Source organism: Bacillus sp. FSL W8-0223 (genome assembly GCF_038006805.1).
Lineage (GTDB): Bacteria > Bacillota > Bacilli > Bacillales > DSM-4216 > Bacillus_O > Bacillus_O smithii.
Genome location: NZ_JBBOVX010000001.1, coordinates 2618818 through 2635912 on the forward strand (window position 1 = coordinate 2618818; position 17095 = coordinate 2635912).

Below are 17095 nucleotides of genomic sequence, written 5' to 3' on the forward strand. Positions count from 1 at the left end.
GCCTTACGCGTTGATTTTTTCAATCACGACTTTTGTGTAAGGTTGACGATGACCTTGTTTGCGGCGATAATTTTTCTTTGGTTTATATTTAAAAACAACGATTTTTTTGCCGCGGCCATGTTTTTCCACTTTGCCAGTGACCGTTGCACCTTCTACAAGTGGAGTGCCTACTTTTACATCTTCGCCGCCTACGAATAAAACTTTGTCAAAAGTCACAGTTTCTCCTTCAGCAGCATCCACTTTTTCGATATAAACAGTTTGACCTTCTTCCACTTTCAACTGTTTTCCGCCAGTTTCAATAATAGCGTACATTTACTGCACCTCCTTAATAACTAAGACTCGCCAATGGCAGGTGTTTCGCAAAGCGAAAACTTAAAACCTGTTATGAGCGGTTGTAGCACGGGTGCTACAATAATAACATTGAGATTTTACCATCTTTTATAAAAGAGTGTCAACCTTTTTTCGGTCTTTCTCCTAGCAATTTCATTTCTTCCTCTGTTCCCAGTCGGCTGATTTCTCCAAAAGGATGTGGCCGATTGACAATCCTATAGAATATTTTTTTCTTTAGAAGATTCTCTAAATGAAAATGATCGCCATTTTGTTCGCCGGCAAATGCTTTTTTGACATCCTCCGTTACATCAAGCAAAACAGCTTCTTGATCCTGTCTCGCATATTCGAAAAGAGCTCTCTCCATTTGAAAAGCAGTCGTTGCTGCGCTTAAAACTCTTCCTTTCCCCATACAAACAGGGCAAGGCTCCGTCAACGTTTCCAGCAGGGAGTTTTTCGTTTTCTTTCTTGTCAGCTGGAGTAATCCGAGAGAAGTAAATTCGTACACGTTCACGCTTTTCGGATCCTTTGCTGTTTCTTCCTCCAGCACTGCCCGGATTTGTTCTCTATCTTTGTCCGAGTCCATATTAATAAAATCGATTAAAATGATGCCGCTTATATCACGCAATCGAATCTGCCTTGGAATTTCCCTTGCTGCTTCGATATTTGAGAGAAAAGCAGTATGACGAAAATCGCTTTTCCCCGTATATTTCCCCGAATTTACATCAATAACTGTCATCGCTTCCGTTTTTTCAATAATGACATATCCGCCGCTTGGAAGCCAGACAATTTGTTTTAATGCCTTTTGTATCTCCGCATCAAGGTCAAAAGTGGAAAAAAGATCTTGCGGATGATGATGAAGCTCACAACGCCAATGTTGACTGGAGAAACGGGCATCGCTAGTAATCAACTTTTGAAAAGCAGGATCGTCCACAATCAGCGACCCGCTCTTTAATCTGATCATTTGAGCGATCGCTTCTTCCTTAAACGGATCTCTTTGAAATAATAAAGAAGGGGCTTTTTTATTCGGTATTTGGGACAATACCTTTCTATGCATTTCCCGCAACGCCACCCATTCCTTTTCAATTTCTGTTTTTTCACCAGCGGCAACAGAAGTTCTTAAAATGACGCCTTCCTGCTCTTTTTTCATTTGTTGTGCCCATTGTTTCCAGTTTTCTCGTTCTTCTTGACCCATTTTTCTTGAAACGGCGATATGATTTCCTGCCGGTATATAGACTAAATACATCCCGGGCCATTCTATGAGGGCCGTCAACTCAGGACCTTTATGATCAGTGGCGTCTTTTTTTACTTGAACCGCTATCTTTTCCCCTTCAAACACTAATTGTGAAATCGGCAATTGGCGGGAATCAGGAATTTGATCTTTAGGCAAATAACCGTTTTTTCCGATTCCGATATCGACAAAACAAGCGTTCATGCCCGGCTCAATTTTTTGGATAACCCCATAATAAATATTTCCGACAATGGATTGATGCGAAGGCTGAAAAATATGAAATTGATCCGCTTTTCCGTCGCGGAGAACTGCCATGCGCTTTTCCCGTCCTTTTGCACTTACGATAATTTGATTCATCATTCCACCCTTTTCAACATATCCACATTAAAACAAAAAAACTTTTTGTCGCTGGAAGATAAAAAAATAGGTGCAAATGTCTCAAATCTATCTGTAAGAAACATTCCACCTTCCTTGATATCTCAGCAAAAATCTGAACATAACCGATTGGTCACATCCATATTCGATCCATGTACGTCTGTCAAAAAAAGATTTATCATGTAAATGGAAAAACAGCACCTCGTCCACTATACTTTACTCATTTCGTCAGCACCCGTCAATAATAATAAAGAAGGTCGCCAATTTTCACCGTTGTTTGTTTTTCAGAGAAATAGGCGTGTAACACTTCATTTTCATCTAATTTTCCTTTTTCTTCTCCATTTTCCATCACAATGATCGGATGTTTGACTCCCCGTTGAAACTGCATTAATACAGTCGATAAAACCGTATCGCTCGATACAGTGATCGGTTTAAGCTGATGTATCCCCCTTCGATTTCCGTAATAACGTTCAAGCAAAAAGCGCATCATCACATAATGACGTTGTTTCCATTCTTGCCAAAGCGAAAAATATAAGAATGAGAGAACAATCCAAAGATGGAGTTGAAACGGAGCCCATATCAAAACCATTGCATGCAGGCAAACGAGCAAAAAAAAGGAACTAACGACTGTCCACTGCATAGCGCTCAAAAAAGTTTTGACTCTTGACAGTATGAGCAAGATTAATTTTCCGCCATCCAGCGGCCAAATCGGCAATAAATTAAAACAAAGAATCATCCAATTGTACATAAGAAAATCATCATAAAATACTTTCGGAACTATATGAAAAGAATACAACAGTGCGGCTAATCCCATCATCCATACATGTTGAATCGGACCAGCGATGACGACCAGCAATTCTTCATGCAAAGGTCGATTTCCGTGTTCATCCATTTCCGCCACTCCGCCGAACGGGAGCAACGATACTTTTCTGATTCTCCACGAAAAAAACAGGGCTGTAAAAAAGTGCCCCATTTCATGGATGGCAATAATACATAACACCATGATTAAATCGAAAAAGTATCCAGTGGCAACGCTAATTCCGATCACCAGCCAAAGAAGAGGATGAATATGAATTTTTGAAAAAAAAGTGACGGCTTTATTCAAATTTGATCACCTTGTTTGGATCGATGTAATGATCGTCTTGTTTGATTGCAAAATAAAATTCACCAGAAGTTCCGTCTGCCCGGTCTTTCGCCTTTCCGATTGCTTCCCCCGCTTGAACGCGTTGATAGGGCTCCACAGAAATGGATTGCAATTGCCCATACCAAGATTCGGATTGATCAGGATGCTGAATGACTACTGTATTCCCCGTTTCGGCTTCTTTCCCGGCAAAGATGACAAGCCCACCTTTCATCGCATCTACTACTTCCCCTTTTCCTGTCTTCACCATGACTCCTTTTCCATTCGCTTGAAATGTTTCCACCACTTTTCCGGACGCCGGAACGGCCAAATCCTTTTTTGGTTTGTCCACTGTGACTGTTTTTTCTTTCTGCGGCCATATGGCCAAGGGCTTCCCAAACTGTTTTTCATACCAGTTGGCAATGGAGGCAAACTGAATGTCTGTTTCCATTGCTTGGCGTATCCACTTTTGACTGTCGACCATCACAGGTGATTGGCTTTTAAATACAATCGCGGTCCCCAAAACAAGCGCTCCCGAAGCCAATATTTTAAAGAGAAACCATTCCTTTTTCACGAAAGGCCTGTACTCATCATTTGGAGCTTCGTAATCAATGGCTTGGTGATCAAATTCCATTTCTTCTCCAAATGCCATATTGATAGGCTGAAAGGCGCGCTGATTGGCTTGACGTCGTTTTTCCCTGTTTCGTTTCGCAATTCTTTTCTTAATTTCCTTTTTTCGATCCTTCATCTCTCATCCCTCTTTGCTCCGTTTATGTTCCATCTTATGACTTGTCCAGAGAGAGTATGACTATTGCCCATCATTTCAAAGAAAGGAGAGACAAAAAAAATCGGCCTCTTCTTTGGTCAGAATATCCCAAAGCAAAGCCGAATCGTTTCCTGAAAATGTTCTTTCAAAATTTATTTGCTCCGAATGCCAAAAAACTTTTTAATTCGCGAAAAAACTCCTTCTTTTTCTGTTTCAAGCGGTTGAAGAGGGATGGATTCACCGAGGATTCGCCGGGCAATATTCCGAAAAGCAATAGACGCCCGATTATTCGGATCATGTGCAATCGGTTCCCCTGCATTCGAAGATTTAATCACTTCATCGTCATCTACCACGATTCCGAGCAAATCAATGGACAAATGGGTTGTAATTTCATCGACATCCAACATTTCACCATTTTCCACCATATGGCTGCGAATGCGATTGATCACAAGCTTAGGTGGCTCAATATGACTTTCTTTTTCCAAAAGACCAATGATCCGATCAGCATCCCGTACCGCCGATTTTTCGGGAGTGGTAACCACTATGGCCTTATCCGCTCCTGCCACTGCATTTCGATAGCCTTGCTCAATGCCTGCAGGACAATCGATTAAGATATAATCAAAATCCTGTTTCAATTCTTCAACCAGCTTTTTTATTTGTTCCGGAGAAACAGCCGACTTGTCGCTCGTTTGCGCAGCTGGAAGCAGAAAAAGCAGATCATTAAACCGCTTGTCTTTCACGAGAGCCTGATGAATTTTACAACGCCCTTCTGCAACATCCACCAAATCGTAAATAATTCTATTTTCCAATCCCAATACCACGTCTAAATTTCGTAGTCCAATATCTGTATCTACTAAACATACTTTTTTATCTAATAGAGCAAGAGCTGTCCCTAAATTGGCAGAAGTGGTTGTTTTTCCGACTCCGCCTTTTCCAGATGTTATGACGATCGCCTCACCCACTTTATTGTCCCCCTTTAAATCTCGTAATATTTGGTCTAAGATGTTTTAAAACTTGCAAACGATCGACGACAATTTGGTTGGATTCATTTATGTAGGCACACTCCATTTCATGACTCTCATCTTCGCTATATTCATCAGGAGCTCTATTTAAACAGTTGCTAATCCTTAACTGTGTTGGAACCATTTTTGAAGCGACAATAACCGCTTCATCATTGCCATAGCATCCGGCGTGAGCAATCCCTTTTAAGGATCCCATAATAAAAATATTGCCGCCCGCCATCACCATACCGCCAGGATTGACGTCTCCAACCAACAGCAAATCACCCGGAACTTCGATCACTTGACCTGAACGAACAATGCTGGCGATGGTGATAATTTCGCTTTCTTGTTTCCATCGCATAGCCTCCTCTATTGAGACTACATTCATGGAAACATCTTCTACAATTAAATTCTTTTTTGAACCGATCAACTCTTTAATTTGATTAATTTGTTGGTCTGTCAAATAACGATTGCCTGTTTGGATTTTCACGGAGATAAGCGGTGAATCGTCGTCTTGATGATCCAACAATATTTTTTCCTGCAATTCTTCAAGCAGTTCTTCATAGGAACAACGATCATTTAAATGAAGGGTCAATCCGTCCTTTGTTCCTTTCATCACAACATTTTGGCTTTTCTTCATGGCGCACTGTTCACCTCTGTCGTCCAGTAATTCGACATCCATTCGGCGTTTTCCTTTTTTATAGTCATGTTCCGATTATGTGAATTCCATATAAAAGAGAACGATTCGTTTCGCATTCTTTGTTGCGTTGGTTCCAACGTGCTTTTTGATACAGGGGGGCTTTACCATATCGTCCATTCCCACTAAAAATGAAACATTGCTTTACGCATCCAAAATCTCTCGCCTCAAACGAGTGAACACATTTTTTAACAGTCCTCCGAATACTAGATAAAAAGCAAGATTCAGAATAAGAGTCGCCCATAGCCGATCAGACAAAAATTGTCCAAATGTAAGATCCGTGCGCTGGATTAATAAATTTAAAGCATAAAGTATGGATTCTAAAACGGAAAGATCGATCACCACAACCAAAGCAACGATCAAAAAATCACTTTGCAAGACCTTCATCAATTTGGATGTAATATAAACAATAAACGGGAAAACAAACATATAGACACCTAACATTTCGGTATAGAACACATCAAATAGCAGACCAAATATAAATCCATATTTTATGGCTGTGGATCGATTGTAAAAAATCGTCATTAAAATAAGAGCCACCGCAAAAAAACGGGGAGCTAATATCCACCTGCCATCCAGCACAGATTCCGGGGTCCAGTTAAAAAACACATTTTCACTCAGGAAACATGCAACCATAATAAGAGGAAGAAGAAACTGTTTCACATTTCCCCCTCCCCATCAACTGTGCTTTGCTGCTGTTGTGAATTATCTGAAGCCATACTCGCGGTTCTCATTTTCCGTTTGACAACCATCACGTGTTCAAGATCATACATATCTGCCGCCGGTTTGATATAAGCTGTTTGCGTCAGACCGAATTGGTCCGGCACCAATTTTTTCACTTTGCCAATTAAAAGCCCTTTCGGGAAAACACCGCCAAGTCCAGAAGTGATGACGCTATCTCCTTTTTTAATTTTCGCATTGAACGGGATATCCTTTAACAGCAAATATCCTTTATCTTGATCGTAACCTTCAATGAGGCCGTAAACGTTTTTCTTCGATTGAATCACCGCTGAAATTCTGTTTTTTGGATCTTGCGCACTCAACAATTCAACCGAAGCCGTAAACTTTGCCGCACTTTTTACTTTGCCGATCAATCCATTCGCCGTTTGAACCGCCATACCGGGTTTTACCCCTGCCGCTTTTCCTTTATCGATCGTGACAAGATCAAACCACCGGTCCGGATTACGCGCAATGACCGTTGCTTGTATAACGCTATAATCTGACAGGCTTTCTTGTTTTTTCAAGACTGCCCGCAACTCTTGATTATCTTTTTTCAATCGGTTAACTTCACTTTCAATTTGCCCCAATTGTGCTAAATGGGCTTTTAACTTTTCATTCTCTTGATATGTATTTTTTAAATTCTGAATATCTTCAAAAAAATTCGTTATAGCGCCAGCAGGCTTTGAAACAACGGATTGTCCTAAACCAACAATATCTTTTACAAATTGTTCCGGCCAAGAGATATTTGCTTTATTGCGCAGGGAATATCCGATCAATGCCACGAGAACGATAATGCTGACAAGAAGAACTATAAGACGTTTATTCGAAAAAAACTGTGGCATGAAGTACACCTCTATTTTATCCTTTTTTCATCAACGGATGAAATCAAAAGTCATCAGCAGATAGGCTTCCCAATCGGCAAAAAAACAGGGGCAGCTGGTTTCAAGAATGAGAAAACTTTTTTATTTACTGTGCGCCAGCCGCCTCTTTTGCCGCTTGCCGCCCCATTTTCACGGGCGGAAGGGAATCCTATTTGCGATAAAAATCAATCTTATCTTGCTTTATTTTTGAACATATGAATATGATCGAGCGCTTTACCCGTTCCAACGGCTACACAATCAAGAGGATTTTCGGCAATGATCACAGGCATATTCGTTTCTTGGCTAATCACTTTGTCTAAATTGCGAAGCAGAGCTCCTCCCCCAGTCAATACAATTCCTCTATCCATAATATCAGCAGCCAGTTCCGGAGGAGTCTTTTCCAACGTGCTTTTCACGGTATCCACAATAGCATAGACGGTATCTTTTAAGGCAGTGGCAATTTCCTTCGCGGAAATTTCAATCGTTTGTGGCAATCCTGTTAACAGGTCTCGGCCGCGAATATCCATTTTTTCGACTTCCGCTTCACCATCTGCCGATCCGATTTCCATTTTAACAATTTCCGCTGTTCTATCTCCAATTAATAAATTATACTGCTTACGAATGTACGCAATGATCGCTTCATCCATTTCATCACCTGCCACTCTTAATGACTGGCTCGTCACGATGCCGCCCAAGGAAATAATCGCTACTTCAGTCGTTCCTCCGCCAATATCCACAACCATGCTTCCCGTCGGCTCCCATACCGGCAAATTAGCGCCTATAGCCGCTGCAAACGGTTCTTCAATGGTATAGGCATCCCTTGCACCCGCTTGACGAGTGGCATCGATCACGGCTCTTTCTTCCACTGCCGTAATCCCCGAAGGAACGCATACCATCACATATGGTTTTCGCGTAAAAAAGCCTTTATTCTTAGTTGCTTGAGAAATGTAATACTTCATCATGGTAGCTGTCGTTTCGTAATCCGCGATGACTCCGTCTTTCATCGGACGAGTAGCCACCACATTTCCAGGAGTCCGTCCGATCATATTTTTAGCATCATTTCCCACTGCCACAATTTGTTTTGTATCTGTCTGAATAGCGACCACGGAAGGCTCCCGTACGACAATTCCTTTTCCTTTTGCATAAACAAGTGTATTGGCCGTTCCCAAATCGATTCCTAAGTCTCTTGCTCCAATTCCAAACATTGTTGTATCTCCCTTTCTAACTGATACGAAATAGCAATTGAAAATGTGATCTCTGCAAAAGCCATCCATTAGGTAAGCACGTTTTTTTGCTGCCTAATAGGATTTCCCGCTTTAAAAAAGACTGTTAAAGAAGCGAACCAGTTCGAATGCTTGAATTGCCTTTTTGTGGTTCTCATTCCAACTGATGCCCCTTTAGTGCCACAACTTGATAAACTGTCGTTTCTCCCACAGCGGCAATGTGAGCAGAAAAAACCAAGGCAAGGCTTTCAAAACGCGCCTAACCCTCTAGATTCTGATGGCCCTATTCTCCATTGGAATTCGAAAAAACTTGTAAAAATCATAAATTATATTATAGCGTAACCCCCAGAAAAATCATAGCATTATAAGTAGCCTTTTTCTTTTAAACTAATGTATTTTTGGTCGCCGATAATGAGATGATCGAGAACTTCAATTCCGATGATTTTTCCACACTCAGCTAAACGTTTGGTCACCTCAATATCTTCTCGGCTAGGCGTCGGATCACCGGATGGGTGGTTGTGAAAGCAAATAATGGAGGCAGCGGAGCGGCGAAGCGCTTCTTTAAACACTTCCCTAGGATGAACAATCGAAGCATTCAAACTACCGATAAAAATGGTTTGTTTGTGGAGAACTTGATTTTTGGTGTTAAGGAAGAGGCACACGAAATGTTCTTGTGTTAAAAACCGCATTTCTTGCATGACATAATTTGCACCGTCTTCGGGAGAGCGGATAACATACCGTTCGTCTAATGAAAGACTGTGGATACGTCTGCCCAGTTCCAGCGCCGCCATGATTTGAACAGCTTTCGCCCGACCAATTCCTTTAATAGAGGTAATTTCTTCTAAAGTAGCATCTTTTAACATTCGTAATCCTTCGAACTGATTTAATAGCCGATTTGCCAGCTGCAAGACGGACTCTTCTTTTGTCCCCGACTGAAGAAGAATGGCGATCAATTCATGGTTGGACAAGCTGTGCGCTCCTTTTAATATCAGTCGTTCCCGCGGCCGATCTTCACGTGGAACGTTATGGATCCTAAGCGATTCTTTTGACAAATTTGATCCTCCTTGTATCAATATTGGTTTATCATCTGTTCTCCGCTCACTCATGAAAACGGAGTCAAAAAAGGAATTGTGCTTTGGTTCGCCGGACTTTTCTATTTGTAAAATGAGGAGGAAAGAATAGAACGGTATCGTGATCATCCCCGTTATATCAGAGGTTCTAATAAAGGGGATTCCAATACGATGCCTTCATTTCCTTGGTAAAAGATCGGGCAAGCCATGACAAGGAAAATTTCAGGGGTGTCTTTTCTTTTTGGAAGATTCGCATAGAAATAAACTTGCGTGTAATAGCGGTTCCTGACAAGCCAATCCGTTTTTACAACAGCTCCAATGCCACTTTCTTAGATGAAAGGCTCTGTCTTCCTCTTTCATCTCATGAAACAAATGGCCGATATCCCATTTCTTTTAATGTCCAGAATACCCTTGCTATTGGCAGTCCTACCACCGAAAAAAAGTCGCCATGAATTTCTTTGACGAATATTGACCCCAGACCTTGGATTCCGTATGCACCCGCTTTATCAAACGATTCCCCGCTGTTGAGATAGTCATCTATTACATCATCAGGCAATGTCCAAAAGGTAACATCCGTCCGTTCATAGAAAACGCGTTGCTGCTCCCCATGTACAATGGCTGTTCCGGTATAAACGGAGTGGGTTTGTCCAGACAGCATCTTCAACATGTTCTTAGCTTCCTCACGGCTTTTCGGTTTTCCTAAAATTTGATTGTGAATAGACACCATTGTATCAGCTCCAATAACAAAAGCTTCCGGTGCATGAGATGCCACTGCTTTTGCTTTTTGGAGGGCAAGAGACATTACCGCTTCATCAGGGGGAGCTTCTGGTGAGATCTTCTCTTCTACATGGCTGATTTCAACTGTAAAGGGGATATTCAGTCTTTGAAGAAGTGCTTTTCTGCGTGGAGAACTAGAAGCCAAAATCAATTTTTGCATACCTTCACGTTCCTTTCATGTCAGGGAGATACACGTCTATTTTACCAATATTCACCTTATAGTACAAATCCTTCAATCCTTTCACCATTCATCTTTTACTTTAAATTTTGACGATTTAAGTAGGACCAATCCTTTGTTTTTTGTAAACATAGGAAACTGTTTTGTCATTCTTTCATTTAAAAAATTTACAGGGTATAAAAACAAAAAATTCAGACAATTCCAAGAGGGTTCGGGTGTAGTTAGTTTGTCAACTCCTTAAATTCTACTTTGTTCATCCTTCACTCAGTCCGATTTACCGTTGACAAACAGCAAGCAAAAGTTTTCTTTACCTGTAAAACTAAGGTCGTGATAATAAGTATTAAAGCAAAAATTTAGGGATTCCTTTATTTTAGGAATCCCTAGAAAAAAACAATGCTAGTTATGTTTTAAATTCTTTTTGCCACTAAGTAATTGAGTAAACTTGACTACCCCAAACATTGCCATTGCAAAAAACAATACTGATATTACGCTTGAAACGATCATTCCAGTACCTCCCTTATTTTATGGAAGTACAACGTTTTCCTTTAATTGTTGCTCTTAACCAGCCGTTTCAACCACCAAAATCCCTAATTGGAGTCCCGACGTAAAATACAATGTTGCTTGTTTAGAGTTATCTACTTTTAGTTTACTTGATTTTACTCACCGTTTAAGCGACAGAACAACAAAAACCAGATCCTTATCGAAGCGAATTCAATACTGCATCCAACTGACTTTCCGTTTTGACGGACGCCCTGCAAAGAATCAAAAACTACTTTGCAGAGGAATAGGCGCCGATAAATTTCAACAGTTGTTCTTGGGCATCAATGCCTTTTTGTCGATCCGCTTGCTTGCTCAAATGAACGATATCCTTTCCAGCCTCTAATAGTGATTTTTGCATGGTTTTTAAAGCAGTTGTTTTAGGAGTTTGTTTTTCTACTTTTTGCAAATTAGATTGAATGATGTCTCGATTGGCTAAATCGGCTCCTTTGTTCAGAACAATATTGGCACTCTCCGCCGAAAGCAGCTGAAACAAAGAAACGTATTGCTCCACCAGGCCAGTGTCGCTTTTAGCAGCTTGGATCTTTCTTTCCGGCATCGTAAAAGTTTTCGCATAAACATCCACTTTTTTTTCTTTCCAAAGACTGCCTAACTTCTTTGCATCTTCAATCGATCCAGCCGTACCCAATAGAAGAACGTATTGTCCATCCTGCATGAACGTTTCGGCAGGGACCCCTTTATCTTTCACTTTTTTCAGCACCTCTTGCGCTGCTTCTTCTTTGCTGAAAATACCTCCCTGAACAATCGACGCCGAAAGTTCTGGAAGTACAAGCGTTTCCTCCTTATTGCTTTTTGCCGGCACAGTTCCTTGCTGGGAAGAGCGGACCTGCTTAACCGGTGTTCCCGCATCCGCATTCGTGACAACTTTAACAATCACAAAGCCGAGCATGATGCCGACAATCATAGCGCTGACTATGGATAACGCAAGCGATGCAGCCTGTTTTCCTCCCACTGATCTTTTTCCGCTTTTTTTCTTTCCTTTAGAGGTTGAAACATATTCTATTTTATGAAAGCCTTGATCCTCTCCCATTTTTTGAACTTCTTCTTCTGGAAGGACCCACGCAAAAGATTCATTTTCTTCGCCACTGTTTTTTTCAATCGCCGCAGCAGTCTCCTTTTGACTGGTATTCCAACGATGAGTGATTGAGTTCTTCTTTTCCGATTCTTTCCCATCTAGTACAATTTTGATCGTGCGATTTTTTTGCTCGTCCAATTTGCCTGCCCTCCCCGTGCATTCTTATTGCCTTATCCTAGCACACTCAATCAAAAAAAGAACAAGAGTTTTGTCGTCTTTTAAAGGCAGTTTGTCGTCAAATTTTTTCACTGCTTTTCTATTTTCGCAAGGCATGCATGAGAAAACGGTCGTAAATTTTCTAAAATATTCGCTTGCCCACTCGAAATGTCCCTTATTTTCCGCCAAAAATGTTAAGATCACGAATCATTCTCTCAAGATCATTACAAAACTTTATTTCAATAGCAAGCAAAAATTTTTTCTTATGTATAGTTGATGAAGTCTCTAAGTTATGGCATCGCCATTGACTTATAAACGTTATTTTGAAGGGTAGTTGTTGCATCACGGGAAGGCCGCATATGTAGATTCCCTTGCTATCATCAAAATGGATTTATTGACTCGTTATGACGACAAATCTTTAATCAAGAAAATACGTGTCGAATGGTAGAATAATCGTTGGATAAAAAAGCTATCAAAAAATAGTTTCTCCTTCGCCCGGACAGTCGATTTTTATATGAGAATAACAATTTTGATTCAACAACAAGAAAACTATTTCGAGCAAAAAAAGAAGACCCGCTACGAGTCTTCCTGATCGTTTTTCCTGCAAAGGGCAGTAAGACCTCTTCTCAATAAAGCTAACTGTCCCTGATGCCGATTGGTTCCACTAACCATTCATGTTCCATGAATGGAAGTGTCACTTTATCCCGCATGAAGGGGCAGTAAGTTCCTTCCTCTCCAGAACATATAGGACTAATAGAGCTCCAATTGGAGGACAACTGCCCCTAATGCCCGATTGGTTCCACTAACCATTCATGTTCCATGAATGGAAGTGTCACTTTATTTGTTTTTTTGGAATGCTTTTTTCACTTCTGAAAGAAAATACAGCGAGCCTGTAATCATGAGCATTTCGTTTTCTTGAAGAGAGGCTGTTTTTTCCTTCAAGAAAGACGGCCACCCTTCTCCAATATACGTTCCGTTGCAGCCTGAAAATTCTTCTGGTCCGGCTGCTTTCGGAAAATCAAATGTGGCAAAAACAAGTTCATCCGCGATTTCTTCAAGCGATCGCACCATGTCGTCTATATTTTTCGTTTTCAGCGCCGCAAAAAGAATCGTGAGTTTATATTCCGAATAACGCTGCCTTATCGTTTCGGTAAGCGCCTTGATCCCGTCAGGATTATGAGCGCCGTCCATCATGACTAAAGGCTTCTCGGACAAAACTTCCATTCTTCCTGGCCAAAACGCATTTTTTAATCCGTCGCGAATATGCTCCTCTTCAATTAAGAAAGAAAAGAACGTTTTCAAGTAGGAAGCCGCCATTAATGCAAGAGCAGCATTTTCGACTTGATGGACTCCTTTTAATCCGACAATTAAATGGTCCCAGCTTCCTAAAACGGATGAGAGGTTGATCTTTTCACCCTCCGGAACAGAAGCAACATGTTCGACCGAGAACTCTTTCCCCAATCGATAAAGGCTGGAACGGCCTGTCTTGCTTTTATTTTGAATGACAGCAAGAGCATCCTCTTGATGGACCGCCGTGATCACAGGGATTCCGTTTTTAATGATTCCTGCCTTTTCAAATGCAATTTTTTCAACAGTATCCCCCAAATACTCCATATGGTCCATTCCAATATTCGTAATCACCGTCAATATCGGAATAATCACGTTGGTGGAATCAAATCGTCCTCCCATACCCACCTCAAAAATGACTAGAGGAACCGGGCGGATTTTGGCAAAATAATAAATAGCCATCGCCGTAATGACTTCAAATTCTGATGGACCACCCCATTCTGTATTTTCCAGTTCTTCCGCCAATGGTTTAATCACATTGGTCAGCTGGACAATCTCTTCATTGCTAATGGGTTTGCCGTTCACGCTGATTCGTTCGTTAAATTGTTCGATATACGGGGAAGTAAAAGTTCCGACATGATAGCCCGCTTCTTGCAAAATGGAGCGGATCATTTCAACCGTTGACCCTTTGCCATTTGTCCCTCCGACATGTACGGCTTTCAAGCGGCGCTCCGGATGATCAAGCTTCTCCATCATCCATTCCATTCTCTTTAAACCCGGTTTTATTCCAAGCTTCAATCGTCCATGAATCCATTCTAACGCTTCTTCGTATGTATGAATCATTTTTCAATCCCCCCTTTATTACAATACTACTTGAGAAAAACGATTTCAAAAAAGAATACAAAAAAAGACTGGAAGGAAGGGGGAATAATGGCTTTGCAGAAGCAAATCCATTCCTCCTCATTTTCCAGTCCTTTTTCTTTTACGGAAAGCACATTCTGCTGGCTATTATAAATTTTGTAATTCGTTAATTCTTTCTTCGACAGCTTTTCGTTTTTCGAGATAGTCTTTTTCTTTTTGACGCTCTTCCTCAACCACTTTTTGAGGCGCCTTTTTCACGAAGTTTTCATTGCTGAGTTTTTTCTGTACTCTTTCCACTTCTTTATTCCATTTTTCCCATTCTTTTTTCAATCGGGCAATCTCTTCTTCCAAGTTGATTAAGCCTTCAAGCGGCAAGAAAATTTCCGCTCCCGTTACAACCGCCGTCATCGCTTTTTCCGGAGCCTCTATGTCCGTTGCAATCGTCAACGTTTCTGGATTGCAAAAACGTTCAAGATACACACGGTTTTTTTCCAGAACGGACAAAATATGTTCATCTTTTGCTTGTACCACCATTTTAATCGGCTTGCTAAGAGGCGTATTCACTTCCGCCCGGATATTACGGACAGAACGAATGATTTCCACCAGAAGCTTCATTTCATCAGCGGCTTCCGGATCAGAAAGTTCCGGACGAACGACCGGCCAGCTCGCAACGGTAATCGACTCTCCCTTATGAGGAAGATTTTGCCATATTTCCTCGGTAATAAACGGCATGAACGGATGCAGCAACCGCATCGTTTGATCCAATACGTACGCTAAAACGGAACGAGTCGTTTTCTTGGACACTTCATCATCGCCATAAAGAGGCAATTTGGCCATTTCGATATACCAATCGCAGAAGTCATCCCAAATAAAATTATATAATACCCGGCCGACTTCCCCGAATTCATAGCGTTCAGCAAGATTTGTCACAAGCTCGATGGTTTCATTCAAGCGGGTTAAAATCCATTTGTCCGCCACTGATTTCTCTCCGGTTAAATCAATTTCTTCATACGTGAGCCCGTTCATATTCATCATGGCAAACCGGGAAGCGTTCCAAATTTTATTGGCAAAATTCCAGACAGACTCAATTTTTTCAATACTGAAACGCAAATCTTGTCCCGGAGAACTTCCCGTTGCAAGGAAATAGCGGAGTGAATCAGCCCCGTATTGATCGATGACATCCATCGGGTCTACCCCGTTTCCAAGCGATTTGCTCATTTTTCGGCCTTCCGCATCACGGACAAGTCCATGAATAAGAACGTCCTTAAACGGCCGTTTCCTAGTAAATTCCAATCCTTGAAAAATCATTCTTGAGACCCAGAAGAAAATGATATCATACCCAGTGACAAGAGCATCAGTCGGATAATAGCGTTTGTAATCCGATGCTTCTGTATCCGGCCAACCCATAGTGGAAAATGGCCAAAGCGCCGAGCTGAACCATGTATCAAGAACGTCCGGATCCTGCTCCCAATTCTCAATATCTTTAGGCGGTTCCATGTCAACGTAAATTTCACCGGTTTCTTTATGATACCAAGCCGGAATTCGATGGCCCCACCATAGCTGACGGGAAATGCACCAATCGCGGATGTTTTCCATCCAATGCAAGTACGTTTTTTCAAATCGTTCGGGTACAAAGTGAACTTTGTCTTTTCCTTTTTGGCATTCAATAGCCGCTTTGGCCAACGGTTCCATTTTCACGAACCATTGTGTTGATAAAAATGGTTCAACAACTGCGCCGCTTCGTTCAGAATGCCCAACTGAATGCATGTGTTCTTCAATTTTGAAAAGAACACCTTGTTCCTTTAGATCTTTAACAATCTGCTTACGGCATTCAAAACGGTCCATTCCTTGATATTGAAGGGCATTCTCATTCATGGTGCCGTCTTCGTTCATGACTAATATCCGTTCCAAATTATGGCGGTTGCCCACTTCAAAGTCATTCGGATCGTGCGCCGGCGTAATTTTTACGGCTCCGGAGCCAAATTCCATATCGACATATTCATCGCCGATAACCGGGATTTCCCGGCCAACGATCGGCAAAATCACCGTTTTGCCAATAAGATGCTTATACCGTTCATCATCCGGATGAACAGCTACCGCCGTATCACCCAGCATCGTTTCCGGACGGGTAGTCGCCACTTCAATATAGCCAGAACCGTCTTTGAGCGGATATTTCATATGGTAGAAAGCGCCTTTTACTTCTTTATAGACGACTTCAATATCGGACAAAGCTGTTTTCGTCACCGGGTCCCAGTTGATGATGTACTCTCCGCGATAAATGAGCCCTTTGCGGTAAAGAGAAACGAACACTTTTCTAACCGCTTTTGAAAGTCCTTCATCGAGAGTAAAACGTTCACGGCTATAGTCCAGGCCAAGGCCGAGTTTAGCCCATTGTTTACGAATAAAATCGGCATACTCTTTTTTCCATTTCCAAACTTCCTCTAAAAACTTTTCCCGGCCTAGATCGTAGCGGGACTTTCCTTCTTCCCGAAGTTTTTGCTCCACTTTTGCCTGCGTAGCAATTCCTGCATGGTCCATGCCCGGAAGCCAAAGGACATCGTAACCTTGCATGCGTTTCATACGCGTTAAAATGTCTTGCAAAGTAGTATCCCAAGCATGCCCCAAATGAAGCTTTCCGGTCACATTGGGCGGCGGGATCACAATCGTATAAGGTTGTTTTTCTGGATCATCTTTTGCTTCAAAAAATTTACCGTTTACCCACCATTCGTATCTTCCCGCTTCTACAGCGCGCGGGTCATACTTTGGCGGCATCTTCACATCGTGATTCTCCACAGCGTTTCCTCCTTTTCAAT

General features: G+C 41.6%; 14 protein-coding genes and 1 other annotated feature. All 14 genes read right to left on the minus strand.

Going from position 1 to position 17095, the window contains the following annotated elements; translation table 11 throughout:
- Positions 1-3: 3 nt before the first annotated feature.
- Positions 4-312 carry a 50S ribosomal protein L21 gene (gene rplU / locus NST81_RS12715; protein WP_003355519.1) on the minus strand — a complete coding sequence of 103 codons (309 nt, stop codon included), beginning with the start codon at positions 310-312 and terminating at the stop codon, positions 4-6.
- 13 nt (positions 313-325) lie between these two features.
- Positions 326-404, minus strand: a sequence feature (ribosomal protein L21 leader region).
- Positions 405-451: 47 nt separating this feature from the next.
- Positions 452-1915: an Rne/Rng family ribonuclease gene (locus NST81_RS12720; protein ID WP_048623765.1), complete on the minus strand. Its 1464-nt coding sequence runs from the start codon at positions 1913-1915 to the stop codon at positions 452-454.
- A 256-nt stretch (positions 1916-2171) separates the two neighbouring features.
- Positions 2172-3038: a M50 family metallopeptidase gene (locus NST81_RS12725; protein WP_048623766.1), complete on the minus strand. Its 867-nt coding sequence runs from the start codon at positions 3036-3038 to the stop codon at positions 2172-2174.
- The gene (locus NST81_RS12730) at positions 3031-3801 is read right to left on the minus strand and encodes a M23 family metallopeptidase (protein ID WP_003355522.1); all 771 of its coding nucleotides are present in this window, start codon (positions 3799-3801) and stop codon (positions 3031-3033) included. The genes NST81_RS12725 and NST81_RS12730 overlap by 8 nt, the downstream gene beginning before the upstream one ends.
- A 170-nt stretch (positions 3802-3971) precedes the next feature.
- Positions 3972-4781: a septum site-determining protein MinD gene (gene minD, locus NST81_RS12735; protein WP_003355523.1), complete on the minus strand. Its 810-nt coding sequence runs from the start codon at positions 4779-4781 to the stop codon at positions 3972-3974.
- Between the two features lies 1 nt (position 4782).
- Positions 4783-5460: a septum site-determining protein MinC gene (minC, locus tag NST81_RS12740; RefSeq protein ID WP_003355524.1), complete on the minus strand. Its 678-nt coding sequence runs from the start codon at positions 5458-5460 to the stop codon at positions 4783-4785.
- Between the two features lie 201 nt (positions 5461-5661).
- Entirely contained in the window at positions 5662-6180 is a 519-nt protein-coding gene (gene mreD / locus NST81_RS12745; protein WP_003355526.1) for a rod shape-determining protein MreD, read from the minus strand.
- The gene (mreC, locus tag NST81_RS12750; RefSeq protein ID WP_003355527.1) at positions 6177-7079 is read right to left on the minus strand and encodes a rod shape-determining protein MreC; all 903 of its coding nucleotides are present in this window, start codon (positions 7077-7079) and stop codon (positions 6177-6179) included. The genes mreD and mreC overlap by 4 nt, the downstream gene beginning before the upstream one ends.
- A gap of 209 nt (positions 7080-7288) precedes the next feature.
- Complete coding sequence (locus NST81_RS12755) at positions 7289-8302, minus strand: rod shape-determining protein (RefSeq protein WP_048623768.1); 1014 nt, start codon at positions 8300-8302, stop codon at positions 7289-7291.
- Positions 8303-8682: 380 nt separating this feature from the next.
- Positions 8683-9372, minus strand: a complete 690-nt coding sequence (radC, locus tag NST81_RS12760; RefSeq protein WP_003355529.1) for a RadC family protein — start codon at positions 9370-9372, stop codon at positions 8683-8685.
- Positions 9373-9751: 379 nt separating this feature from the next.
- Positions 9752-10327, minus strand: coding sequence for a Maf family protein (locus tag NST81_RS12765; RefSeq protein ID WP_048623769.1), 576 nt, complete (start codon positions 10325-10327; stop codon positions 9752-9754).
- A 787-nt stretch (positions 10328-11114) separates the two neighbouring features.
- On the minus strand, positions 11115-12116 hold the full coding sequence (locus NST81_RS12770; RefSeq protein WP_341030040.1) for an SPOR domain-containing protein: 1002 nt from the start codon (positions 12114-12116) through the stop codon (positions 11115-11117).
- Between the two features lie 855 nt (positions 12117-12971).
- Positions 12972-14264 (minus strand): bifunctional folylpolyglutamate synthase/dihydrofolate synthase, encoded by a 1293-nt coding sequence (locus tag NST81_RS12775; RefSeq protein ID WP_341030041.1) that lies wholly within the window; start codon positions 14262-14264, stop codon positions 12972-12974.
- Positions 14265-14429: 165 nt separating this feature from the next.
- Positions 14430-17054, minus strand: coding sequence for a valine--tRNA ligase (locus NST81_RS12780; RefSeq protein WP_445662373.1), 2625 nt, complete (start codon positions 17052-17054; stop codon positions 14430-14432).
- Positions 17055-17095: the final 41 nt, after the last annotated feature.

Excerpts from the sequence above, each read along its gene's own strand:
- rplU (WP_003355519.1), bottom strand. The coding sequence starts at position 312 with ATGTACGCTATTATTGAAACTGGCGGAAAACAGTTGAAAGTGGAAGAA.
- NST81_RS12720 (WP_048623765.1), bottom strand. The coding sequence starts at position 1,915 with ATGAATCAAATTATCGTAAGTGCAAAAGGACGGGAAAAGCGCATGGCA.
- NST81_RS12730 (WP_003355522.1), bottom strand. The coding sequence starts at position 3,801 with ATGAAGGATCGAAAAAAGGAAATTAAGAAAAGAATTGCGAAACGAAAC.
- minC (WP_003355524.1), bottom strand. The coding sequence starts at position 5,460 with ATGAAGAAAAGCCAAAATGTTGTGATGAAAGGAACAAAGGACGGATTG.
- mreC (WP_003355527.1), bottom strand. The coding sequence starts at position 7,079 with ATGCCACAGTTTTTTTCGAATAAACGTCTTATAGTTCTTCTTGTCAGC.
- NST81_RS12755 (WP_048623768.1), bottom strand. The coding sequence starts at position 8,302 with ATGTTTGGAATTGGAGCAAGAGACTTAGGAATCGATTTGGGAACGGCC.
- NST81_RS12765 (WP_048623769.1), bottom strand. The coding sequence starts at position 10,327 with ATGCAAAAATTGATTTTGGCTTCTAGTTCTCCACGCAGAAAAGCACTT.
- NST81_RS12775 (WP_341030041.1), bottom strand. The coding sequence starts at position 14,264 with ATGATTCATACATACGAAGAAGCGTTAGAATGGATTCATGGACGATTG.
- NST81_RS12780 (WP_445662373.1), bottom strand. The coding sequence starts at position 17,054 with ATGCCGCCAAAGTATGACCCGCGCGCTGTAGAAGCGGGAAGATACGAA.